18 protein-coding genes and 1 pseudogene are annotated in these 16,357 nt (G+C 36.3%); 9 read left to right on the forward strand and 10 right to left on the reverse strand.

What is annotated here, in order from left to right; genetic code table 11:
* Positions 1–125: 125 nt before the first annotated feature.
* Positions 126–734, forward strand: a complete 609-nt coding sequence (locus ICI50_RS08840; protein WP_013851264.1) for an IS607 family transposase — start codon at positions 126–128, stop codon at positions 732–734.
* Between the two features lie 29 nt (positions 735–763).
* A complete protein-coding gene (locus ICI50_RS08845) occupies positions 764–2,089 on the forward strand; it encodes an RNA-guided endonuclease InsQ/TnpB family protein (protein WP_188891536.1) in 1,326 nt (441 codons plus the stop codon).
* 561 nt (positions 2,090–2,650) lie between these two features.
* Here ICI50_RS08845 and ICI50_RS08850 read toward each other — a convergent pair.
* The 6 genes and pseudogenes from ICI50_RS08850 to ICI50_RS08875 form a co-directional block, all read right to left on the reverse strand.
* Entirely contained in the window at positions 2,651–4,177 is a 1,527-nt protein-coding gene (locus ICI50_RS08850; RefSeq protein WP_013854731.1) for an IS1096 element passenger TnpR family protein, read from the reverse strand.
* Between the two features lie 302 nt (positions 4,178–4,479).
* Positions 4,480–4,894, reverse strand: a pseudogene (locus tag ICI50_RS08855) (alpha/beta hydrolase); the annotation flags it as partial.
* Positions 4,895–5,155: 261 nt separating this feature from the next.
* Positions 5,156–6,475 carry an RNA-guided endonuclease InsQ/TnpB family protein gene (locus tag ICI50_RS08860; RefSeq protein ID WP_013851273.1) on the reverse strand — a complete coding sequence of 440 codons (1,320 nt, stop codon included), beginning with the start codon at positions 6,473–6,475 and terminating at the stop codon, positions 5,156–5,158.
* Between the two features lie 32 nt (positions 6,476–6,507).
* A complete protein-coding gene (gene tnpA, locus ICI50_RS08865; RefSeq protein ID WP_188891539.1) occupies positions 6,508–6,918 on the reverse strand; it encodes an IS200/IS605 family transposase in 411 nt (136 codons plus the stop codon).
* Between the two features lie 296 nt (positions 6,919–7,214).
* Positions 7,215–8,117 carry an alpha/beta hydrolase gene (locus ICI50_RS08870; RefSeq protein WP_188891541.1) on the reverse strand — a complete coding sequence of 301 codons (903 nt, stop codon included), beginning with the start codon at positions 8,115–8,117 and terminating at the stop codon, positions 7,215–7,217.
* Between the two features lie 157 nt (positions 8,118–8,274).
* Complete coding sequence (locus ICI50_RS08875) at positions 8,275–8,793, reverse strand: GNAT family N-acetyltransferase (protein ID WP_095342105.1); 519 nt, start codon at positions 8,791–8,793, stop codon at positions 8,275–8,277.
* A gap of 161 nt (positions 8,794–8,954) precedes the next feature.
* On the opposite strand from ICI50_RS08875, the gene ICI50_RS08880 reads away from it, so the two are divergent.
* From ICI50_RS08880 to ICI50_RS08890, 3 genes are all read left to right on the forward strand, one after another.
* A complete protein-coding gene (locus tag ICI50_RS08880; RefSeq protein WP_054640557.1) occupies positions 8,955–10,295 on the forward strand; it encodes a dihydrolipoyl dehydrogenase family protein in 1,341 nt (446 codons plus the stop codon).
* Positions 10,296–10,646: 351 nt separating this feature from the next.
* On the forward strand, positions 10,647–10,817 hold the full coding sequence (locus ICI50_RS11075) for a helix-turn-helix domain-containing protein (protein WP_188891543.1): 171 nt from the start codon (positions 10,647–10,649) through the stop codon (positions 10,815–10,817).
* Positions 10,774–10,947 carry a helix-turn-helix domain-containing protein gene (locus tag ICI50_RS08890; protein WP_188891545.1) on the forward strand — a complete coding sequence of 58 codons (174 nt, stop codon included), beginning with the start codon at positions 10,774–10,776 and terminating at the stop codon, positions 10,945–10,947. Before ICI50_RS11075 ends, ICI50_RS08890 begins: the two co-directional genes overlap by 44 nt.
* 125 nt (positions 10,948–11,072) lie before the next feature.
* Here ICI50_RS08890 and ICI50_RS08895 read toward each other — a convergent pair whose 3' ends face one another.
* Genes ICI50_RS08895 through ICI50_RS08910 form a run of 4 tightly spaced genes read right to left on the reverse strand, consistent with a single transcriptional unit; the run spans position 11,073 to position 14,009 of the window.
* Entirely contained in the window at positions 11,073–11,933 is an 861-nt protein-coding gene (locus ICI50_RS08895) for a transporter substrate-binding domain-containing protein (RefSeq protein ID WP_003613446.1), read from the reverse strand.
* Between the two features lie 11 nt (positions 11,934–11,944).
* Positions 11,945–12,685, reverse strand: coding sequence for an amino acid ABC transporter ATP-binding protein (locus tag ICI50_RS08900; protein WP_056941201.1), 741 nt, complete (start codon positions 12,683–12,685; stop codon positions 11,945–11,947).
* Between the two features lie 9 nt (positions 12,686–12,694).
* On the reverse strand, positions 12,695–13,369 hold the full coding sequence (locus tag ICI50_RS08905) for an amino acid ABC transporter permease (RefSeq protein ID WP_095342107.1): 675 nt from the start codon (positions 13,367–13,369) through the stop codon (positions 12,695–12,697).
* On the reverse strand, positions 13,350–14,009 hold the full coding sequence (locus ICI50_RS08910) for an amino acid ABC transporter permease (protein WP_095342108.1): 660 nt from the start codon (positions 14,007–14,009) through the stop codon (positions 13,350–13,352). The genes ICI50_RS08905 and ICI50_RS08910 overlap by 20 nt, the downstream gene beginning before the upstream one ends.
* Positions 14,010–14,383: 374 nt before the next feature.
* Here ICI50_RS08910 and ICI50_RS08915 point away from each other — a divergent pair, with 374 nt between their 5' ends.
* The 4 genes from ICI50_RS08915 to ICI50_RS08930 are packed head-to-tail and all read left to right on the forward strand — an operon-like array spanning position 14,384 to position 16,348.
* Positions 14,384–14,791 (forward strand): MerR family transcriptional regulator, encoded by a 408-nt coding sequence (locus tag ICI50_RS08915; protein ID WP_013854742.1) that lies wholly within the window; start codon positions 14,384–14,386, stop codon positions 14,789–14,791.
* 10 nt (positions 14,792–14,801) lie between these two features.
* Positions 14,802–15,170, forward strand: a complete 369-nt coding sequence (locus ICI50_RS08920) for a DUF2255 family protein (protein ID WP_013854743.1) — start codon at positions 14,802–14,804, stop codon at positions 15,168–15,170.
* A gap of 10 nt (positions 15,171–15,180) precedes the next feature.
* Entirely contained in the window at positions 15,181–15,789 is a 609-nt protein-coding gene (locus tag ICI50_RS08925; protein ID WP_013854744.1) for a putative quinol monooxygenase, read from the forward strand.
* The gene (locus ICI50_RS08930; protein WP_188891546.1) at positions 15,764–16,348 is read left to right on the forward strand and encodes a maltose acetyltransferase domain-containing protein; all 585 of its coding nucleotides are present in this window, start codon (positions 15,764–15,766) and stop codon (positions 16,346–16,348) included. Before ICI50_RS08925 ends, ICI50_RS08930 begins: the two co-directional genes overlap by 26 nt.
* The last annotated feature ends 9 nt before the right edge of the window (positions 16,349–16,357 follow it).

Genomic DNA, 16,357 nt, shown 5'->3' on the forward strand with positions numbered 1-16,357 from the left:
ATAGTCAGAAATTATTAGTTTAATTATTTCATAAGCAATTACTTGATATGATTGCTTATTTTTTAGTCTTGCTTTAATGACTTTATGAGTATATATGATATAATATTAGTGAAGGAGATGATCTTTTGAAAGCTGGAAAAGTGATGGATTTGCTTCAAATCAGTCGTTCAACTCTGAAACGCTATCGTGAAAAAGGAATCCTTGAGGCTAAAAAATTGCCAACCGGTCAATATGATTTTGATGATGATTCCGTTTTTTTGCTTAAGAATAAACATTCCAAACGCTTGACCGTTTTATATGGCCGAGTTTCAACCTATAAGCAGAAAGCTGATTTGGCTAATCAAATGCAGGAGCTGTCTGATTTTGCCCAAAGCAAAGGCTTTCAGGCAAACGATAGCTTTCAAGATATTGCCAGTGGCATTTCTTTCAAGAACCGCAAGCAGTTTTTCAAGATGCTTGACTTAATCTTAGCAGGCAAGGTCAAGCGGGTTATTATCACTCACAAAGATCGCTTAAGTCGGGTGGGCTTTGAACTGTTTGAATATTTATTTAAAAACTACGGTACTGAAATTGACGTGATTTCAGATGAGATGAACCCCAAAACTGATGAGCAGGAATTGTTTGAAGAAATCATTAGCCTGCTTCACTGCTTTTCAATGAGAGAATATTCCCATCGCAGAGCTGAAAGAAAGCTTTTTGAAGCCACTTTGAATCAAAAGGAAAAGACTAAGTAGACTAATCATATTTTAAAGGAGGCGAAACTATGCGTAAGAAAATCGTGCCTAGAAACAAGGCTCAATATGAACATCTAGCCAGCGAATACCTGGTTGCTGGAAACAGCAAGCTGGATCAGTGCAGTCATGCCAGTCATGATCTTTATAACCGTGCCCTTTATGATCTGCGTCAGGGCTTCTTTAAAAGGAATTACGTCAAAGGCTATTGCGATTTAGACCAAAGATTCAAAAAGCGCTATAGCGCTCGTGAATCTATGCTTTACCACTCATTATTCTATGTTCAAAGCGCCCAACAGACTCTGAAAGAAGTCAATACTATCTGGTCGGCTTGGCTTAAGGCACTCAAAGCATATCAAGCCAACCCCGGCAAATTTACCGGTCGGCCAAGAATGCCTAAGTACTTAGCCAAAGGTCAAAGACATGTCTTCTTTGTCACTAATCAAAACGCCAAAGTAAAGGATGACTATTTAATCATACCTAAGCTTGGCTTCAAACTGAAATTAACACCGCAGGTCAAGGCTATTCAAAGAGTAGCTTTTAAGCCGGTCTATGGCGGTTATAAGGCCATCGTGCAATACAAAACAAATCGAGATATTGACTATTTGCCTGATAACGGTCGCTACATGGGTATTGATCCGGGAGTAGACCATGCCTTTGCTTGCGTGGCTAATATCCAAAAAGCGCCTTTGCTTGTTAATGGCCGGGCCATCAAATCGGTTAATCAGTACTACAACAAGGAGCGTTCAAGGCTAAAAGCTTTGCAGGCTCGGTATCATCAGCTTGAAAGCATAGTTGATACCAAGCAGGGAAAGAAGCCAGTTTATCGGGAGACCAAAGCCATGCGCAGAATTACGGCATGGCGCAATCGCAAGATCCGGCAGTTTGCCCACAAAGCATCCAAGCGCATCGTTGATTATGCGCTAAGCTGTGGTGCAAACACGATCGTGATCGGCAATAACAAGTCTTGGAAGCGCAGTTCCGATATGGGCAGAAAGAACAATCAAAACTTTATCGGCATTCCGCACAAGGTCATGATCGACATGATTCAATATAAAGCCAACCTAGCTGGCATTAGCGTCATTAGAACTAATGAAAGCTACACTAGTCAGACAAGTGCTTTGGATCATGAAAAGCCTTGCTGGGAGAACGGCAACCAGAGCCGTAAAAGACAAGGCAAAACCCCGATTAACAGACGCATTCACCGTGGGCTGTTCCAGTCGAATAACGGCAGACTGGTTAATGCGGATATTAACGGAGCCTTGCAGATAAGCAGAAAAGTATTCCCTAAATTTTCATTAGATGAAGGGATAGCGGATGCAGTGTTGCATCCAGTCAAATGGTCGCCTCTCATTTGAGCGTCCACTTGACAAACGAAAATAGCTTGGCGGCTGGCTTTAGCTGGGTTGACGCTGTTGTAAAGTTGTCCTTATAGCTTCAGTTATCATCATAGATAAACGGAGTGTTTTAAAAAGGTTGACGGCAGATATTGGCTAAAAAAAGTTGCATTCTTAGGAAAATAGGGTCATTTGAAGCAAAATGACTGTATTGACCTAATATTTTCTAACATAGTCTTTATAACTAGGATAACATGAAGAACAATGAAGACGAAATTTATGCTTATTTAGCCTCTTTTCTATCCAAATTATCAAATCTATGGTATATTATAAGTAGATAAAGTAAGCGCTTACTTTGCAAGATGATTTGATAGAAATGAGGTGTTGTTGTGATATTTGATAATGAATCCGATGATCTTTTTTTCAATGGAATCAATACTTACCACAATATATCGAGACACCTATCAAGCCAGGAGTCTAAGAATCATGCGTAGAGTGCTTGATTTGTGTTCTGGATATTAAAAAACGAGAATTGCAGCAGTTGCGGTTCTCGTTTTTTTGTGTTTAATTCATAGTAACTAACTATTCAGCTAGTTCCTTATTCAATTCATTCATATCAAACTGATCTAAATCTATCTTTCCACCCAACCAATCTAATAAATCTGGATCTTGTTCATCATCCGGAGTGTCATAATATTCTTGTAGCATATCTATTCCACCAATATCATCGATAATACCATAACCATGACCAGCAAGAATTCTAGGATGAGCCAAATGCTTTTTCGATTTATATATCTTCTTAATTATTATTTCAAATTGCCAGCAATCACCATAATCATATGTTAATAGCAATTGATCATCCTTAGTAAAAAACGATACTTTTGCGTTTTCAGGATCAATATGATCATTATCAAAATGTTGACGAATTTTAGAATCATATATATCAAACATATGCCCAAATTCCGTTCTAAACATGGTTAGAATAGCAATTTCCAGATCCTCCACAGTACTGCTCCCATTAATTATAAAGCGACGCCACATGGCAGGCTTAAATGCACACATTTGTACCTGCATTTCATAAACCATGTCGTTTCGCTTTTTATTTTCCAATTCCATACTTTCCAAAGGATCTGAATTTTCGCCATCTGGCACCGCTACATTAGAACTTAATTGCCGATACAAATATTTCAAATTCTTTTCAGTTTTCTTGGCATCCTTCTTACCAATTGTTCCTTCTTCACCTAAAAAATTATAAAACTCAATAAAGCAGTGAAAGATATCATCCAAAAACATCTGACTATAACGTTTGCTTACCACCTTCAACCAAATATAGGAAGTGGACGCAGCTAAATTGCTGGTAACGAATAGAATCTTCTTTTGCAATAAATAATAATCTTGAAAATCTGAAAGAAGAGCACTACCAATTGAAAATAGCTCTATATTTTTTTGATATAAAAATTTCGATACTACTTTTTTATTGTAGTCTCTCACTTCTTTTACTATTTTTGCATTGCCACGCTTAGGTTTTCCTTCATAGTCCTTCCACTGTTGCCAATTGATTTTAGAATTTAAATTAGCATCCATTGGCTTAATAGGTAAAGTATCATTTACTTGCTCTTGCATTTTAGTAAGGATATTATGTCCCATTTCGTAGTCTATTGAAGGATAAGCTAAAGATAGCAACACTAAGTCGTCAACAGTAGCAGACTTAGCTGAATGTGGAATATTAACTAATTGTGATAATACATCCACATTATCTTCCAAGTCACTCTTAGCTCGTTTAAATGCCTTAGTTGTCGTCGAACGATTATTAGCAATAAATTTAACTTGCTGATCTTGAAAAAACTGCATTACCCTTTCCTGTTGCTGAGAAGTGATAAAATCATAATTCTTAACTACCTCATGTAGCACTTTCTTAAACTGATCAGCTTTTAACTTAGTCAACAAAATAGGTAATCCTGTATTCTTTTCAACTAATAAATAATATTGTTGTCCCTTAATATTTACTTTATCAGCTGTCCACAAGGTAAATAAATCTTTCGATATTGCCTTTTTATCTGTACTTGTTAGTTCATCAGCAAGTGACTTACCATACTGTATCTGTAACATTTTTTAACCCTCACGCAATTTTTACCTATGATCACCTTTATTCAAGCAAAAACGCTGTCACAAAGCAAAAAAAGTGAAGCCTTTTATCGCCTCACTTACCAAACAATTCCGAATAAATCTGATCAGCTGCCTTGCTTAGACCACCATAATTGCTGCTATCCACGCTTTGTAAAACTACCGCATTCTGCCCATCTTTGGAAATACGCAAGAAGTTGCAATAACCACATCCTGCGCCATTAGATTCATAATGATTGCCTTTGTCGTACAAACCACCACGATAGCCAGCGCTGTTATTGCCAGGAGCATAGATAATCCCCAACCGCAAATACCAATAATCCCTACTTTTTCGAGATCAACATTATCGAGATTGGTTAAATAGTCAACGGCAGCTTGGAAGTCTTCAGTGTTGATATCAAGTGAGAAAACATCACGCACATTGCCACCACTTTCACCAGTGAACGATGGGTCAAAGGCAATAGTCAAGTAGCCCTTTTCAGCCATTGTCTGAGCATAAAGGCCGCTTGATTGTTCCTTAACTGCACCGAATGGTCCAGCAACAGCTAAGGTAGGTAATTTACCAGTATAATTCTTAGGTGTGTATTGATCAGCAGCTAAAGTAATGCCGAAATGATTGGTAAAAGTTACCTTTTTGTGGTCAACTTGATTGCTTTTAGGAAAAACTTTATCCCATTCTTGAGTTAAATGAAGTTCTTGCATGTCTTTCTCTCCTTTTCACACATTTAATTGTTAAACAAAGTATAAAAGAGCCTAATTAGCATGTTAAATACTTATTTTAAATCAAATTCAATAACTAATAGTTATGAATGACCTACCACCCATCAAATAGATGGGTGGTCTCTTTGTTTAGAGTTTTTCTGCAAACAGCCTGACTTGTCCTCTTCATTCAAAAATGTCCACTCAAGTTTTCTTGAGCTTAGTGGCTTTCTAATCCCACAAGAGCATAGCGGTCGGCCTATTTTAGCAAGGCTGGGCCCCAGCCTGTATTTTACTTATTTTGCTTCCTAAGCTAACTGCTCTAGCCAAGATATTCTTGGAGGCATTTACGTCTCGATCGTGATGCGCATGGCAGTATGGACAATCCCATTCTCTGATAGCTAGCCAGTCCCTGGTCTTCATATGGGCGAATCTTGGATTCTTTTTCCCACATTCTGAACAGATCCGGCTAGTATACTGCGGTTTCACCACAATCAGCTTCTTGCCGTACCACTCGCATTTGTAAGCCAGCAGTCTTCTGAACATGCCCCAAGAAGCATTAGCGATATTGTGAGCCAGCTTATGATTGCCGAGCAGATTCTTGATTTTCAAATCTTCAATGACAATCACGTCATAGCTCTTAACCAGCTCAGTCGTTACTTTCTGCAGGTAGTCGTATCTAATGTTTCTGATCTTAAGCTGGTACTTGCTTTTGGTCTTTCTCAGCTTTTGCCAGTTGGCATAGTCGTACTTGTCTATCTTGGCTTCTTTGTGGCTTTGGTTGAACCGAGCTACCCGCTTTTCAATCGCGGTCCGATTGCGGTCGCAGTGGCTTTGGCGCTTAAGCATTGCTTTTTCCAGCTTGAAGGTAGCAGGCACGCCAAAACGTTTGCCATCACTGGTTACCAGCCATTCTTTGCCCAGGCCAACGTCAATCCCCACTGATTTGCCAGTTTTCTTAGACTTCACCTGATATTGAGCTAGCTGTCGTTTATCTTTCACAACAGAAAAGCTGATATAATAGCGGTCTAAATCTTGCCGATAGGAAATGACAGCTTTTTGAATGCGGACATTTCTCAGATTATTCAAAGAGCTGGTTCTCAGCGTAATGCCGTTCTTCTTGCCAATTCTTAAGTGGTGCGGACTAAGCACTGCAATCTGAGCTTGAGCACCAGTCTTGGTCTGATATTTAACATTTTTAATCGTGGCAGTTTGAGAATAATACTTACGGCTTTTAAATCTGGGCTTGCCTTGCTTAATTTGTTTTTTAGTTAGAAAAGCCCACATGGCATCGCTAAAGCGTTCAACCGTAAATTGCAAAGACGTGCTGTTAACTCTTTTTAGCCATTCATGCTCCTTGCGCATCAGGGGAAGCCAGCTCTTCAAGACGCTAATTTTGGGAAATTTTAATTCAGGATTGGCTTCATAGCGTGCCTCAAAGGCAGCTACAAATTGATTCCAGACAAAACGATTAGCGCCAAACAACTGCCAAATCCAAGCTATTTGTTCACCTTCTGGGTAAATGCGATATTGTCTGGTGCCCAGTTGAATTTCATGTTCGGCAAGCTTAGTCTTAAAAGCCATAAATCTCATCTCCTTTCAATATTTAATGCGTATCATTTAAATGGTCTTTCCCATTGAGTTTCCACATAATGCTTAATAGTTTCTTCTGAGCAATTGCCTACTGTTCTGGCAAAATATGATGGCGACCACAAATGGTGATGGTAAAAGGACCGCCTTAATTCAGGCTTCTGCTTAAAAAGCCATCTTGCAGTGGTGCCTTTAAGCTTCTTAATTAAAACGGTAACTGATATCCAAGGTGGCATAACCACCTCTAAATGCACCTGATTGGGCATGATAGTCAGCGCCTCAACTTGACAAGAGTTTTCAGTACAAATTTTTCTAATCTTTTGATCAAGCATTTCTCTAATTTCAGATGTTAAAGCTTGATTGCGATATTTGGTTACCCAAACTAGGTGATAGATCAAAACTGAAACACTTGAAGAAGTATGATATTCTTTAACCATTAATATTAACTTAGCTCCTTGATACATATCAAATTTTAGCAAATTTAATTATACCATTAAAGAGATAAATTTAAGCAAAAAAGCAGGAGAAAGACCAAATTCATCCCCTCATCAATAGATGGGGAGGTATTCTTTGTTCTTTCTCCTAACTGTTTGTTCTCATTGCATAAAAAAACGAATCTCAACAGATTCGTTTCAAAGAGTATTAATTTAACTATTGTCGATAATCGTAAATTTCACAATATTTGAACTTATAGATTCTTGGACTAAGTTTAACATATCTTTTTCATACTTTCTTACTTCCATAAAAAGTTAACTAAAGCACGGTTAACCTGGGCATTATTATATAGTTTGCTATGTTGACCGCCTTTACCGCGAATCATTAATTGACGGTATGACTTAGCTCTACCATTGATTAAGTATTTCAATGATTGAGCTGATGCATTAGATACATCCCCATCGGAGTTGGTTCCATCTTCAAGATTACCGTAAATATTTAGTACTTTAGTATTCTTAGGAAAAATTTTGCGCAAAGATAATAAATTACGATATTCAGGCCGCATAATACTTGGCTTGCCAGTCTTTTTATCTATCTTCAATTGATGTCGCTTGTCATTCATACCAATAATCCCATCATAGTGTCCAGCCATAGCTACTAAATGGTCGATTTGTGGAAAGTTCTTTTTCCCAGCATTCAATTTAATGTAGGAAGCAACTTCTAAGTTCCCCATTGAGTGAGCTACAATATTAATTTTTGAATAATGATATTTGTTTCTTACTAAATCGATAGCATTTTTAACATAGCGCGCTCCCGTAGAGTCGTATGCATTAGCATATTGTCCATTATATTGTGAGTTAGTCAGCTTATTGTCTGAAAAGTTAACCTCAACTAATGGATTCTTAGCATTCTTCTTAATCTTGCAGATCAACCTGGCATGGCCCTTCTTATTTACATTAACTCTGACAATTGTATTAGTAGCTCCTGCTCTTTTTATTGCTTGAGCCATCGTATCTTCTGCGTGCCAGCTGCTTCCCCAACCATGAAAGAAGAAAGTTGGAACAGTTTTTGAACTAACTTTCACTGGTTGAATCTCTTGAACCGCATTTTCATCATGATTTTGCTTGATCTTAATTCCGGCAACGATTGCGATGATAATAATTAAAATTAAGCTAATAATACCTATCCCCTTTTTCTTCATAAAAATCCCTTCTTGGTGTTTTTTTTAATGTTGTCTTAATTATATGAACTTCAACTAGTTATGTGAAATACTTATTATCATGGTCAAGCTATAGGTAAAAGTTATATATTATTATTTTGATTAAAAAAGAACCCAGCTAAGCTGAGTTCTATAAAGATTATAAATTCAATTCATATGCAACACGGTAAGGATCAATTGGATCATCATTTTTAATGTTTCCTCGTTTGACAAAGCCAGCATCTTTAACCAAGTGTTGTACGATCTCATTTCTTCTGAAAGTATCAACACGATAGTTTCTAACTCTCTCGGCATAATGTAAAGAGATCAAACTGGAGAGTAAATAACTTGCTAGATGCATCCCCCGATACTCATTGCTGATGGCAACACGGTGGATAGCAACATAAGGATCAAGATCGTTTTTCCATAAACCATCAATTTGATGATAATTGGGATCAGAACCAGAAGCAACAGCAGTATAACCAGCAATTTTTTGGTCAACAATCAATACCCAGGCAGCATCTTGATCAATATCTGCATTAATTGCATCAGCATCGGGATAACCACTCTGCCATTGTGGATTGCCATCTTCTTTTAAAAACTTTTTGGCTTCGTCAATAATTGGCATAATTTGGTCAAGGTCATTTTTAGCGGCTTTGCAAATGTAAATTAGTGACATAGTGTTTCTCCTTTTTGAATAAATATTAGCAGAATATTTATGTCTTTTCTATTTTGAAGATTAGATCTTTAAACGTATTTAAAAAATCTTAGGCAGATAATTTTACTTCTTTTTGTCTAAGCATCATACTTATAGTAATTAAATGGAAGAAGGATTTATAAATGAAAAAGTACGATATTATTCTTATTGGTGCAGGTCCAGCTGCAATCAATTTTAGTAGTGCCGCTCAAGGTTCAGACAAAAAGATTTTAGCAATTGATGGCGATAAATTTGGTGGTACCTGCCCTAACTATGGTTGTGAACCCAAGATTTTTCTTGAAGGTGCGGTGAGAAATGTTTTGTCTAGTCAATTACTGCAAAACCGCGGTATTGCTCAAGCAAGTACGATTGATTGGAACAGCTTAATGAAGACTAAGAAAGCTACTTGGAAGAATATGCCTGCTGCTCAAGAAATGGGCTTTAAGAATCTAGGTATTGATACCTTGCATGGCTACGCTAAGTTTGTTGATAATCATACTGTTAAAGTAAATGGTGAACAATATCAAGCTGATAAGATCGTGATTGCCACTGGTCAAAAGCCAAGAAAGTTGAACTTCCCAGGCTCTGAATATACGCACAATAGTAATGATGTTTTAGATTTGGATAATCTCCCTGAAAGAACAGTTTTCATTGGTGCCGGTATTGTTTCAATGGAAATGGCTACTTTGCTCGCAGCTGCTGGCAGTAAAGTAAGCATCGTTGAATTCTTAAGTCGCCCAATGATGGCATTTAGTGAAAAGCATGTCATGAATACCGTCGAAGACATGAAGAAACGTGGAATTGATTTTTACTTCAATCAAGGTGTAAGTGAAATTAAGAAAAACGATGATCAATATGAAGTCACTACTTCAGCTGGAACTAAGCTAACTGCTGACTATGTAGTTGATGCTAGCGGCCGAATTGCTAATGTTGATAAACTTGGCCTGGAAAATACTGATGTGCAGCTTTCTAAGCGCGGCAGCATTATTGTTGATGACTATCTTGAAACTAATGCTAAAGGAGTTTATGCTGCTGGGGATGTCATTGAAAAGAAACAGCCTGCACTAGTTCCAACTGCACACTTTGAGGCAACATACTTAGGCGATCAGCTTGTTAATGACAAACATGATCCAATTCATTATCCAATCATTGGGGCATCTGCTTTCACTTTCCCACAAGTAGCTCAAGTTGGTGTCAGTGTTGATGAAGCTAGAGATAATGATGAATATACCGTTGTAGATATGGATCATATGTTTAATACAGATATGGAATATGCTGGTAAAAATGATCAAAGCGCTAAATTAAGCTTGGTTTACAACAAGCAAAATCAATTAGTTGGTGCAGCTGAAAGTAGTCAAAATGCCATTGATGACTTGAATGGTATCATCCCACTGATCGGTTTAAAGATTACCAAGGAACAATTAAACAATAGTTATCAATTAATCTTCCCTGCTGTAAACTTTAAGACTGAGTTTATGGGGTAAAGAAAATTGTTGTTAATTCAAGTATCATTAGTAAATACGTTCTTAGTCAAAAAAGATTGGCTCTTTGTCAAATCCTGTTGATAGAGAGTAAATGAATAGAATCAGGCAGTCATTAAAAGGCTGTTTGGTTCTTTTTCTTTATATTTCTAAAAGTAAAACTTTTGAAACCTATCAACATTTATTTTCACTTCTGCAGCAATCGTCATCTTTGAGTGATGAAGCGATGAGTAAAGCATTAGCTTATCAATTTTTTATTACTTAGTTACCGAATATAGTGTTACATCTGAGAGCCAACACAAAGATTACAATTTAAAATTCAATTTAGCCGTAAATTATTTTGAACAGAATTTTATGGATAAAAATTGTTCCATAAACACTGTATGTAATAATTTAAATATTTCTCGAAGTTATTTATATACATTGTTTATTAAAAAAATTAATCTTTCCCCACGATCTTTTTTAAAGCAATTAAGAATAAATGAAGCAAAGAAAAAATTATGTAATAAAGAAAAAATTATGTAATACAGAGGCTTCTATTGGACAAATTGCTAAAGAAGTAGGATTTTTAAATCAATTTAATTTCACACGTTCTTTTAAAAATAGTTTAGAGTTAAGTCCTAAAAATTATCGTAAAATATATAAAAATAAATAAGTGACTAGGAAAAATTAGAAATTAAAAAATCCTACTAAATCTCGGTGTTGCCAAACCTTAATCTAATAGGATTTTGTTTTTGAGTAGAAGTCTAGAACCTGTTAAAAATAGATTTTTTCAAATGTTTATCTCAACACAATATCAGTTGGCTTAATATCCTTACCAAAGTAAGGCGCTAATTCTTTTTGATAATCCTGTACAAAGAAGCCTTCCTTCGTTAGTTTAGTAATCTCATGATTTGTCCATTTAAGCAGTGAACGATTGCCCTTCTTTACGGCTGGGGCCACATACTGACGAGGTCCAATACTCTTAATGCCAACTACATACTTAGGATTTTTCTTAACCCAAGCATAAAGGTAAGAATTGTCATCAGCTAAAGCTGCACCACGACCATTCTTCAATGCATTGAATTGCTGCGTCTTAGAATCAAACTTTAATAAATTAACTCCAGATTGCTTTGCAAAATAGTTTTCGGCAGTTGTTCCCTTGGTAACGATTAACTTCTTGCCCTTCAATTCTTGCGCACTGTTAATTGGAGCATTTTTAGGTGAAATTACTCCAACTGATACTTTCATATATGGTTTTGCAAAATCAACTACATCTTTACGTTCAGGAGTTACTGTAAAGTTAGCTAAAACGATATCCGCTTTATTTGAATTTAAAGTATCTACACGATTGTTGGCATTGACTTGTATAAAACGAATTTTAACGTTTAAATCTTTGGCAATTCTGCGAGCCAAGTAAACATCATAGCCTACTCTCTTGCCTTGATCATTTACCCAGCCATATGGTGGTAAATCACCAAAAACTGCAACTCTGATATAACCACGACGTTTGATTTCTGAGACGCCATTCTCATTGCTCCAACGGCTGCCAGCAGTACCGCTGTTTAAGTTAGGTTGTGTAAAACCAAAATAAGCGGCACTTACCACGACTATTAGAGCAACAATACCCATAATAATGTTAAAAATATTTTTCTTTTTCATTGGCTTTATCCTTAATAATCCATGCTGTCTAAGAATTCTTTAGCTCTTTGCGTCTGAGGATGATCAAAGAAGTCTTTTCCTGGAGTATCTTCTAAAATATGTCCATTTTCTAAGAAAAGTACTTCGTCCGCAATTCTAGAAGCAAAGTTCATTTGGTGGGTAACAATAATCATCGTCATATGGTCACGTTTAGAAAGGCGTTCAACGATTTCTTCAATACCGCGTACCATTTCTGGGTCAAGGGATGCAGTGATTTCATCCAAAAGCATTACTTCCGGCTTCATTGCTAATGCACGAACGATGGCTACTCGCTGCTTTTGACCGCCTGATAATTCTCTAGGATAAGCATTTAGATATTGATCTAATCGCACTTGTTTTAGCAGTTTAATTGCTTCTTCTTTAACCTCGTTTTCATTTCGTTTTTGTACTTTCACTGGGGCAAGCAAAACATTTTCTATCACAGTAAGATTTGGAAAAAGATCATAGCTTTGAAAAACCATACCGATTTTTTGTCGCAGCATTTGCCATTCTTTTGGACTAGGATTAATTTTCTTTCCATGGAAATAGATAGCTCCATTTTTATAATCCTCTAACCCATTCAAAGTTCTAAGCAAAGTACTTTTACCAGAACCTGATGGTCCAAGTAATGTTAATACCTCACCTTTTTTCAACGAAAAATTGATGTCATGTAAAACTTGACGGTCGTCATAAAACTTATCTAAATGCTCAACTTTTAAAATTTCTTCTGTCATTGTGCTCACCTATTTGCTTTCCTTAGTTAATTTCTTAGCCCAAGCTGATAATGGATAGTCGAGGACAAAATATAAGATAAATATCAGTCCAGAAACCCAGAAAACACCAGTTGGATATTGCTGATTATTTGCTTCGATAATTTGCTGGCCAATGTTAATTACTTCCATAATGCTGATGACAAGTAAAAGTGAAGTGGTTTTAATTACTCTAGTTGCTAAGTTGATTGTTGCAGGAAGCTCTAACTTAACTGCTTGTGGCAATAATACATATCTAAATAATTGGATTTTGCTTAAGCCTAATGCCAGTCCCGATTCACGCTGGCTCTTAGGTACTGATTCGGTTGCTCCGCGAACAATATCGCTGAATTCTGCTGCTATCCATAGTGAAAATGCCAAAACTGCCATCCAAGTTGCTGGCCAGTTAACATGAAAAGTTCGTGGCAAAATATAATAGACCAAGTAAAGTAAAACGATTGTAGGTACTATTCTGAAGAATTCTAGATAAATTCGTAAAACAAATCGAATGATTTTATTAGGCAAAGTTCTAAGAATACCAAAAATAGTTCCAATAGCTAAACCAATTATTAAGGAAATAGCTGCAATCCAAATGGAAGTCCAAAGACCTGCCATTAAACGAGCAAAATTGCTCCCTTCAAATAAAACGTTAATTCCCGAATGCACCATAACGAACTCTCCTTTCAAGCCAAGTTAATAAAAGAATTACTGGGATCAAGATAATTGCATAAGCAATAACCAACATCAGTAAGTATTCATTGGAACGGTAGTACATGCCGATTAAATCTAAAGCTGTATTGGTTAATTCAGGGATTGCAATTACTGAAAAAATGGATGTTTCTTTAATTAAAAAGATAATATTAGCTGTTAAAGCAGGCAAGCTTAATGCAAAGCCTTGTGGGAAAACAACATAGCGCGCTAATTGAAAACGGCTCATTCCTAATGCTTTTCCGCTGTTAATTTGGCTAGTAGAGATACCATTGAAACCACCAGTAAATCCCTCAGCCATGTATGCTCCACCTAGGAAAATTAAACCGATAATACCGCAAACTTCAGCGGACATTTTTATTCCGATAACAGGAAAAGCGTAGTACAAGAAAAATAATTGAATTAAAAGTGGCGTATTTCGTGCTAGTTCAACATATGCTGTCATGATCTGACTAATTACCGGTATTTTAAAATATCGTGTTAAGCTAGCGATTATTCCAACAATAATCGAACCTATTATCCCGATTAGCGATAACCAGATCGTGAGTCCAAATGCATGGGCAAATAATGGCAACGCTTGTTGTATGATTGACCAATTCATAAGATCTTACCTCCCAAAGACCAAACAAAAAAGGATCCACGAACCAATTCAGTTCGTAGATCCTTAAATAGCTAAATTAAAAAATCAAGTTAACTATAGATTATATCGAAGTACGTCATGCTGAATTAGCGTATGCAAAAAAGTATTGTCTTTTGGACAACATACACAGTTTTGACATACAGCTTGTAAATTCAACATGTTAGTACTCCTTTCTTACTTTTAGTAACTCTTGTTGACTATTAGTGTAAACTCATGCTTACTTATTGTCAATTGATTTTTATAAATTGAGCATAAAAATCGATTATGAAATATTTGAAAAATGCTTGACTTGGAGTTAACTCCAAGTAGTATCTTAAATTCAAGAGGTGAATCAAATGACTGATCTAACTATTACAGATGTTAGTGAAAAATACCACTTAAAACCAGATACCCTTCGCTATTACGAACGGATTGGCTTAATCCCTGCTGTTCCTCGTAAAAAGAATGGCAATCGTTACTATAACGAAGGATTACAAAAGTGGATCGAAATGATTGTTTGTCTGCGGCATTCTGGAATTACCGTAGAAGCATTGGTCGATTACGTTAAGTTAATTGAGCAAGGTGATTCTACCCTGCAAGCTCGTGAAGATTTATTAAAAGAGCAGCTTGCTTTACTTGAAACTAAAAAGAAAAATTTGAATCGTTCAATTAAACGTTTAGAGCATAAAATTTCTCTTTATGAAAGCGGAGAAATCAAGCAAGGTAAAAGTTATTTTGAAGAATATAAGATTTTAGATGATTAGGAGCAAAAAAATGAAATATTGGACTAAAGAAGAATTAGATGTTTTAAACAAGATAACTACTGTCCAAAACCATCCTAATGATGATGAGGGCCAGATTTTTCAAGACTCCCCTATTTGGGTGGTAACCAATAATAATCACGTTTATTTAAGAGCTGGTAAAGGCAAAGAAAGCAAATGGTACAAGTCGGGTTTAAAAAACGGTGGTGCCATTGAATTTAATAATCAAACCTATCCAGTAAATTATGTAGCTGTTGAGGATGAAGATGAAATCAAAGCAGTAACAGATGCTTACGAAGCAAAGTATCATGGTCAATATCCAATTGATATGATGGTATCAGACAAATGTGCTACGGCAACGGTGCGTTTAGATTTACAGTAAGAAGCATATTATGAAATTAATCAATGCACCAATTATGCGGATCTTTCATTTAAATATTAATGCCCCAAATCGAACGGCTTTTGTAAATGAAGGCAAGCATAATATGATGACGTCAATTAAAAATGAACCAGGAACTTTATTTATGCTTGCTGGACATGATGATAAATTAGGTGAAAGTAATTATGTGATTGAGTGTTATCAAGACGAAGAGCATTATCAAATCCATGCAAATTCACCTCAATTCAAGCATTATGGTCAAGTGGCTAAAAAGATCATTACTGGTACTGAAATGATTAATTTAAAACCAGAATTGGTAAAAACTAGTACTACTATTTTTAGAGTATTTGAAGATCAAGATATAAATGCGACGTTAACTAAGATTAAGGTAAGAAAAGAAACTAATTTTGATAAGCTAACGAATAGCAATACGGAAATTATTCTGGCTGGTCAAGATAAAAAGAATACTGGTGAAGGATGGGTCTTGGGGCTCTCTCCTAGTTCAATAGCTGAGTTAAACTTAGCAGATAAAGCAGAAATCCTTGATCAAATCAAGCTAAAGGTTGATATCCTAGTCGATCAAGGAAGTTTAAGTTATGAAAGAAGCAATAATAATGACTAAAACAGAACATGAGAAACTTTTAGCTGGTGAAGAATATGACTATCGTGATCCAGAATTAAGAAAGATGATTGCGAAAGCTCATCGTTTAATGCCAGTGATTAACGATTTGTCTGATCTTGAAAAACGTCAAACTGCAATTAACGATTTATTTGGTCATGTTGGTGAAGGCTTGACTATCAATGGTAAAATCGATGTTCTTTATGGCAATCATATTAGTTTTGGTGATAATGACTTTATCAACGATAACGTTCGCTTTCAAGATTCAAACTTGATTACTTTAGGCGATCGTGTAATTATCGCTCCGGATGTTAAATTTTATTGTGGAGAGCATACAATTGATGCCACTAAACGTTGGGGCACCTATGAAAATGGTCAAAAGTATTTAATCTCTTTTACTGAACCTATTTCTGTTGGTAACGACGTTTGGATTGGCGGTGTTCATATTGGCAATAATGTCATCATTGGTGCCTGTGCTGTTGTAACCAAGGATGTACCAGATAACACTGTTGTTGGTGGCGTCCCTGCCAAGAAGATTAAAGATTTAAAACCGCTAAATTAGAGAGGCAAA

This window comes from Lactobacillus kefiranofaciens, from assembly GCF_014656585.1.
Taxonomy (GTDB): domain Bacteria; phylum Bacillota; class Bacilli; order Lactobacillales; family Lactobacillaceae; genus Lactobacillus; species Lactobacillus kefiranofaciens.

Coding starts and splice junctions, on each gene's coding strand:
- ICI50_RS08900 (WP_056941201.1), bottom strand. CDS start 12,685: ATGACAGAAGAAATTTTAAAAGTTGAGCATTTAGATAAGTTTTATGAC.
- ICI50_RS11075 (WP_188891543.1), top strand. CDS start 10,647: ATGGATAAAAATTGTTCCATAAACACTGTATGTAATAATTTAAATATT.
- tnpA (WP_188891539.1), bottom strand. CDS start 6,918: ATGGTTAAAGAATATCATACTTCTTCAAGTGTTTCAGTTTTGATCTAT.
- ICI50_RS08870 (WP_188891541.1), bottom strand. CDS start 8,117: ATGAAGAAAAAGGGGATAGGTATTATTAGCTTAATTTTAATTATTATC.
- ICI50_RS08910 (WP_095342108.1), bottom strand. CDS start 14,009: ATGAATTGGTCAATCATACAACAAGCGTTGCCATTATTTGCCCATGCA.
- ICI50_RS08890 (WP_188891545.1), top strand. CDS start 10,774: ATGAAGCAAAGAAAAAATTATGTAATAAAGAAAAAATTATGTAATACA.
- ICI50_RS08880 (WP_054640557.1), top strand. CDS start 8,955: ATGAAAAAGTACGATATTATTCTTATTGGTGCAGGTCCAGCTGCAATC.
- ICI50_RS08850 (WP_013854731.1), bottom strand. CDS start 4,177: ATGTTACAGATACAGTATGGTAAGTCACTTGCTGATGAACTAACAAGT.
- ICI50_RS08895 (WP_003613446.1), bottom strand. CDS start 11,933: ATGAAAAAGAAAAATATTTTTAACATTATTATGGGTATTGTTGCTCTA.
- ICI50_RS08845 (WP_188891536.1), top strand. CDS start 764: ATGCGTAAGAAAATCGTGCCTAGAAACAAGGCTCAATATGAACATCTA.
- ICI50_RS08925 (WP_013854744.1), top strand. CDS start 15,181: ATGAAATTAATCAATGCACCAATTATGCGGATCTTTCATTTAAATATT.
- ICI50_RS08915 (WP_013854742.1), top strand. CDS start 14,384: ATGACTGATCTAACTATTACAGATGTTAGTGAAAAATACCACTTAAAA.
- ICI50_RS08920 (WP_013854743.1), top strand. CDS start 14,802: ATGAAATATTGGACTAAAGAAGAATTAGATGTTTTAAACAAGATAACT.
- ICI50_RS08875 (WP_095342105.1), bottom strand. CDS start 8,793: ATGTCACTAATTTACATTTGCAAAGCCGCTAAAAATGACCTTGACCAA.
- ICI50_RS08905 (WP_095342107.1), bottom strand. CDS start 13,369: ATGGTGCATTCGGGAATTAACGTTTTATTTGAAGGGAGCAATTTTGCT.
- ICI50_RS08930 (WP_188891546.1), top strand. CDS start 15,764: ATGAAAGAAGCAATAATAATGACTAAAACAGAACATGAGAAACTTTTA.
- ICI50_RS08860 (WP_013851273.1), bottom strand. CDS start 6,475: ATGGCTTTTAAGACTAAGCTTGCCGAACATGAAATTCAACTGGGCACC.